Annotated in this window: 5 protein-coding genes and 1 pseudogene; 2 read left to right on the plus strand and 4 right to left on the minus strand. The window is 45.9% G+C overall.

Annotated elements, in window-relative coordinates:
• The 3 genes from ACLQ6D_RS10625 to ACLQ6D_RS10635 all read right to left on the minus strand — a co-directional run.
• A partial coding sequence (locus ACLQ6D_RS10625) for an efflux RND transporter periplasmic adaptor subunit (protein ID WP_411727256.1) occupies positions 1 to 729 on the minus strand: 729 nt, incomplete at its 3' end.
• Positions 726 to 1,982, minus strand: a complete 1,257-nt coding sequence (locus tag ACLQ6D_RS10630) for a TolC family protein (protein WP_411727257.1) — start codon at positions 1,980 to 1,982, stop codon at positions 726 to 728. The genes ACLQ6D_RS10630 and ACLQ6D_RS10625, both read right to left, overlap by 4 nt.
• Before the next feature lie 80 nt (positions 1,983 to 2,062).
• Positions 2,063 to 2,461: a hypothetical protein gene (locus tag ACLQ6D_RS10635; RefSeq protein WP_411727258.1), complete on the minus strand. Its 399-nt coding sequence runs from the start codon at positions 2,459 to 2,461 to the stop codon at positions 2,063 to 2,065.
• A 95-nt stretch (positions 2,462 to 2,556) separates the two neighbouring features.
• On the opposite strand from ACLQ6D_RS10635, the gene ACLQ6D_RS10640 reads away from it, so the two are divergent.
• Positions 2,557 to 3,534, plus strand: a complete 978-nt coding sequence (locus tag ACLQ6D_RS10640) for a Tim44 domain-containing protein (protein WP_411727259.1) — start codon at positions 2,557 to 2,559, stop codon at positions 3,532 to 3,534.
• A 123-nt stretch (positions 3,535 to 3,657) separates the two neighbouring features.
• The gene (locus tag ACLQ6D_RS10645; RefSeq protein WP_411727260.1) at positions 3,658 to 4,413 is read left to right on the plus strand and encodes a ceramidase domain-containing protein; all 756 of its coding nucleotides are present in this window, start codon (positions 3,658 to 3,660) and stop codon (positions 4,411 to 4,413) included.
• Positions 4,414 to 5,041: 628 nt separating this feature from the next.
• Here ACLQ6D_RS10645 and ACLQ6D_RS10650 read toward each other — a convergent pair.
• Positions 5,042 to 5,311, minus strand: a pseudogene (locus ACLQ6D_RS10650) (IS481 family transposase); the annotation flags it as partial.

Genomic DNA, 5,311 nt, shown 5'->3' on the forward strand with positions numbered 1-5,311 from the left:
CTGCACTTTATCGCCGATTTTAATTTCGCTGATATGTTCCTGGGGAATATTGATTTCCAGCCAAAGCTCATCCAGGTTGGCTACCCGATACAGCGGCGACATAGGGTCTACGTGCGTTCCTGAAACCACCATGCGTTCAATGACCCTGCCTGTTACGGGTGACCTTATCCTGATTTGGCTGACTAGCTGACCTGTGCTATCTAATTGTTTGACTTCGTTAGCGGACATCCCTGCAATATGAAGCAGTTGTTTTGCTTCATTTAACTCGATTACCGAAGCGGTATGGATGCTAAACGATTCTTGTTCGCTGCGGCCTGAAACGACACCTTCCTTACGTAATGTTTTATCCCGGTTGTAGGTTGCTGAGGCCAGTATTAATGCGCCGACGGCTTTAAGATAATTGCCTTGTAAGGTCAGCAAATCAGGACTGTTAATCAGCCCTAAAACCTCGCCTTTATCGACCTTATCACCCACCGACGCATTCATTTTAACAACTAGCCCCGCTTGAGTTGTACTCACGATAAATTCATTAGCGGGTGGAACCACCACTTTCGCAGGAGCCGTGAATAGGGGAATATGGCTGACAGATTCTAATTTGCCGATTTTTATTCCCAGATTATCAAACTGTTGTTGCGTCAGTTGGATGAAATCATCGTTCGCCCAAGTCAAGGAGCTAAAAGTAAACAAACCCAATACGAATACCAGCAGTATATTTTGTATCTTACTCATGGCAACACCCCCACCGCTTGGTTATAGAGTGCAATATCACGCTCTAACATGATTGCCCGTTCTTTTGCGTTCAGTATCGCTTGTTGTGTCCTGGACTGCACTTTTAACAAATCCATCAAATTTATCTCTCCCACAGAAAAACTTAGTTGCATCATCCCGAGATGTTCTTCGGCAACCCGTTTCAATTCATTGGCAATTTCCAGTTCGGCTTCATTGACTTCGAGATTGTGTTCCGCCTCATGGTGGGCAAGTTCCAAATTGCGGTAAAGCTGTTCGCGGTCTGCAATTAACCGATTGAGTTCAACATTAACGGCTGCGATATGTGGTTGAAGATGTTCAGACCCGCCAAACGGTATATTCACTCCAATGTTAAAACTCTCGGTTTGATTGCTTCGTGGATCATTGTTTTGAGTCCGATCACTATTGACCCCGACCATAAGATTGGTTTGCCCAGAACCTACCAGTTTAATTGCCTTAATTTCCGCTTGTTTACGTTCGATCTGGCTATTAATAGCCACGAATGACGGGTGATTAAACTCAAGCTTTTTTAAGGCTACCAATTTTTCCTGGTATGCGGCCGGGACTTTGGTCAATTGCGTAATGCTTGAATACCGCTTGCGGGCGTGCATGAGTTCAGCCTCAGCTTGGGTAAGGGTTGAGAGTTTTTGCAGCAGCTCGGATTGTGCCAGTAAGACATCGGCTCGGGGGAGGTCACCTAACTCAACCCGCCGTTCAACTTTAGCCAGCAATTGTTCAAAGATATCAATTTCCGCCCGTGCTTGTTGATAACGGACTTGTTGTAGCTCCATGTCCCACAGAGCACCTCTGACCAACCCTGCAATACGTAATTTGGTTGCTTTAGACAGTAGGTCGGCGCTGTTTTCGGCCTTGATGCCACTGTCTTTTTCGGCATCGCGCTGGCCAAAATTCCACAAGGGCACTTGTACTGTCGCATCGATATAGTGTACGGTTCCACTGGTCATATTCTGATAGCCAAGCCCTGCTTGGGGCGTGCCCGCCGTCCAGCTTTCCCCACGTTGCTTAATGGCCGTCGCTTCCTCTACCAAGGACTTGAGCCAAGCCATATCTGGAAATTTTTCCATGGTCAGGTCAACAACTTTGGCTAAAGTCAGCGAGTTATCAATTTCTATGGGGTCGTTATGGGCAACGTTGGGTTTCGGTTCAGCGATAGCTACAGTAGCGATCAGCAAAAAAACCGTCAGCGCCTTTATAAAAAGGTTCAAAACAAACATAGGCAAGCTCAATGCGGAAAACCGCGTATTTTTCAATCTAAAAAGCAGTGTGTCCCGTCCGGGACTTAAAAAACCGTGGATTAGTGGGCAGGAGGTGCGCGGGGAGAATGAGGAGAAAGCAGTCTTCGGAAACCGAATGACTGGGGTTGCGGAGAAAAATTGTTGTCGTTCTCAGGTAAAGCCGTTATCCGTAACTGATCGGATGGAAGCAGGGCAAAACTACCTCCTGTAGTCTCGACAGAAATATCCTGTGGATTCTTGACACCCGCATTAACCACAACAAGCAACCCTTCAGGGGCCCAATCATGATTGACATTCTGAAAAACATAGGCATCTTGATGGGTAAGGTATAACTCAAGGCCTGGAACATGCAAACCCTGATTGAAACTTTTATCGCCAGTATGCCCATGCACCAATGGCACAAAAAGTTGCAGCATAGCCAGCACGACAATAAGTGATTTGCGGAGAACCGGTAACATGAATCAATGTTATTCTATATAAGGATAATTAACAACTTGAAACTTTTACCAATCTCCCCCATCTTAGTGTTGCCCGATTTAACTTTGAGGAATTTATGAAAATCCAAACCGGCATTATCTTTACTGTACTACTTTCCCTGTTTTTAACCTTTGCAGGCTTATCCGACGCGCAAGCCAGACGTTTCGGCGGTGGCAGCTCCTTTGGCGGCAGGTCTTCCTATAGCGCACCTTACCAACGCTCGGCAGCACAGCCAACACGCCCGTCCAATCAACAACAGGCCGGCAATCCATCGCAAACCGCTAAACCAGGGTGGGCTAATCGCGGCGGACTTATGGGCATGTTGGGTGGCTTGGCGATAGGCGGATTATTAGGCTCAATGTTTATGGGCGGCGGTTTCCATGGCCTTAACTTTCTTGACATGCTCATTTTTGGTGGCATTGCCTTTTTCCTCTACAGGATGTTTGCGGCAAGAGCTGGTTCCGCGCAGCGGCCTACCTATGGTCAAACAAGCGGTCGAACCAGTAATGATAGCTATCAAGACATGTCTTCCGGCTATCAACAACATCCCGATCAATCGCCACAAAATAGCTCGTCAGGGGTTAATACCGACATTTTGTTTGATAAAAGCAAAAAAACTGCCGATTTATCCGACCAAAGTGTTCAAAACCAAGATGCAGACTTTAACACCGCCGTTATACCCAAAGGTTTCGATGAACAGGGCTTCCTAAACGGCGCCAAAATAGCCTACAAAGCCCTGCAAAAAGCCTGGGACGAACGCGATCTTGCCGAAATCAGGGGCTTAACGACAGACAAGGTATTCGCCGAGATACAGGATCAAATAAAGGCATCCACCGAGGAAAACCACACCGAAATCCTGAAATTGAATGCCGAATTGTTGGAAGTCAGGGAAATAGGTAATGAAATCGAAGTCGTCGTCCTGTTTGACACCATCCTACGCGAAGACCGTGACGAGCAAGCCGGGCAAGTCAGGGAAGTTTGGCATTTCATTAAGCCTAAATCCGCCAACCAAACCAAGTGGTTATTGGATGGTATTCAACAATTAGCGGAATAGAATAGGTGTATTTATCATTATTAATTAGCCAATTTACACGCGGGACGGGGTTTGAAACCCCGTCTCAAACGTTCTGAAGGTGCTTTTATATTTGAATCACGTTAATCCTGCGAACAGGGCAACATGCTCGCAAATAGATATCGCAAATCCATCCTGGCGTTAATTACAGCCTCTGCGATTGTTGCGATGATTTTCATAGGCCGAATCCCGCAAGACCCTGCATATCACCAATTTGCCGATACGCGGGCAATTGTAGGCATCCCTAATTTCTGGAATTTCATCTCCAATGTTCCCTTCTTATTGGCTGGCTTATATGGTTTGTATCGGGGTCGCCACTTAGCGGAGGAAAAGAGTAGAAACGCATATCTAGCACTCTGCATAGGAGTCCTGCTTGTCGGCATAGGCTCATCCTATTATCACTACGCACCGTCTACTCAGTCGCTACTATGGGACAGATTGCCAATGACTATTGCGTTCATGGCACTTTTTTCATTGCTCCTTGACGAGCGGGTAATACTAGGATCTACATCACGCACGTTGTGGCCACTAATAGCATTAGGCATTGGCTCAGTCGCATATTGGTACTGCACAGAGATTAGTGGGTACGGCGACCTCAGGCCATATGCACTTGTACAATTCTTACCAATGGCTTTAATTCCAACAATCCTGCTATTTTTCAAGCGCAATTATTTAAATGGCCTGCTCCTGTTATCCGCTCTAGCGTTATATTTTGTCGCCAAAGTATTCGAGCATTTCGACCAACAGTTGTTTTACTCCATTGGTATTCTTAGCGGCCACACAATTAAACATCTTGTGGCGAGCATTGCTGTGCTCTTAATAATTCATGCAGTACCCGTCAGCCCAGATAAGCGCCTGTAGCCAGTCTGTCCGGTTTCATTCACACCCTCCTCGGGCAATCTGAAACCGGACAGTTTATCCTAAAAAAAGCATTTCACCACGAAGGACACGAAGTAAAATCAGTGAGTTATCACTAGGTGTGGCGAAATAAGCGTTCTCCCAAAAGGTGAGTGCCGAAACCTTGATAACCTATTGAAATTCTTCGTGCCCTTCGTGTTCTTCGTGGTTCAAATGCCGAATTTAGGTTTATGTGCTTCTAACAGATAGAAAAAATCGGCTGAGGAAACTTTGCATCTGAGGTATTATCAATGCCTGTTTTTCAACGGGTGCTTTCTGGAATTTCGGTTACTACACGCGGGACGGGGGTTTCAACCCCGTCTCAAACATTCTGAAAGTGCTTTTATATTTGAATCACGTTAATCTTACGAACGGGGCAACATGCCCCGTCCGGCTTTAAACATTGTTCAAATGTTGAACCAGGGGAGGGCCGGATTATGGACTGCATGGAGCCACATCTGAAGACCGTCAGCAACCGTTGCCAGAAGGCCATGCAAGAGGTCGGAACGGAAAAATAGCATTAAGGGGTATACAATAAATTGAACGCCAAAATTCACCCGATAAATAATTAACTAACAGGAGATAATGTATGTTAAATGTTTAGTCCCACTATTAAGTGGTCTGGTTTAATAGTAAAAATAGTAGGCATTTCCTTGTAAAAGTTGAGTATAGCCTCGAAAGGCGGTAGGCGTCCAATAGCGCGTAATTTGAGGTTGAAGTTGTAATTGATGGGATAGGTGTATAAATGCACTTTCAGCGCCTCTACGTTGTCATAATGGAAGCGTTTGACGGTGTTCGCCTTGATCTTTTTGTTCATTGCTTCGACCATGCCGTTAGTCCAGGGATGCTTGACCAGCGTCGT

This window comes from Methyloglobulus sp., assembly GCF_046714055.1.
In the GTDB taxonomy this organism is placed as follows: domain Bacteria; phylum Pseudomonadota; class Gammaproteobacteria; order Methylococcales; family Methylomonadaceae; genus Methyloglobulus.

What these genes read in the sequence shown, in the direction of transcription:
- ACLQ6D_RS10630 (WP_411727257.1), bottom strand. Translation starts at nt 1,982, where the DNA reads ATGTTTGTTTTGAACCTTTTTATAAAGGCGCTGACGGTTTTTTTGCTG.
- ACLQ6D_RS10635 (WP_411727258.1), bottom strand. Translation starts at nt 2,461, where the DNA reads ATGTTACCGGTTCTCCGCAAATCACTTATTGTCGTGCTGGCTATGCTG.
- ACLQ6D_RS10640 (WP_411727259.1), top strand. Translation starts at nt 2,557, where the DNA reads ATGAAAATCCAAACCGGCATTATCTTTACTGTACTACTTTCCCTGTTT.
- ACLQ6D_RS10645 (WP_411727260.1), top strand. Translation starts at nt 3,658, where the DNA reads ATGCTCGCAAATAGATATCGCAAATCCATCCTGGCGTTAATTACAGCC.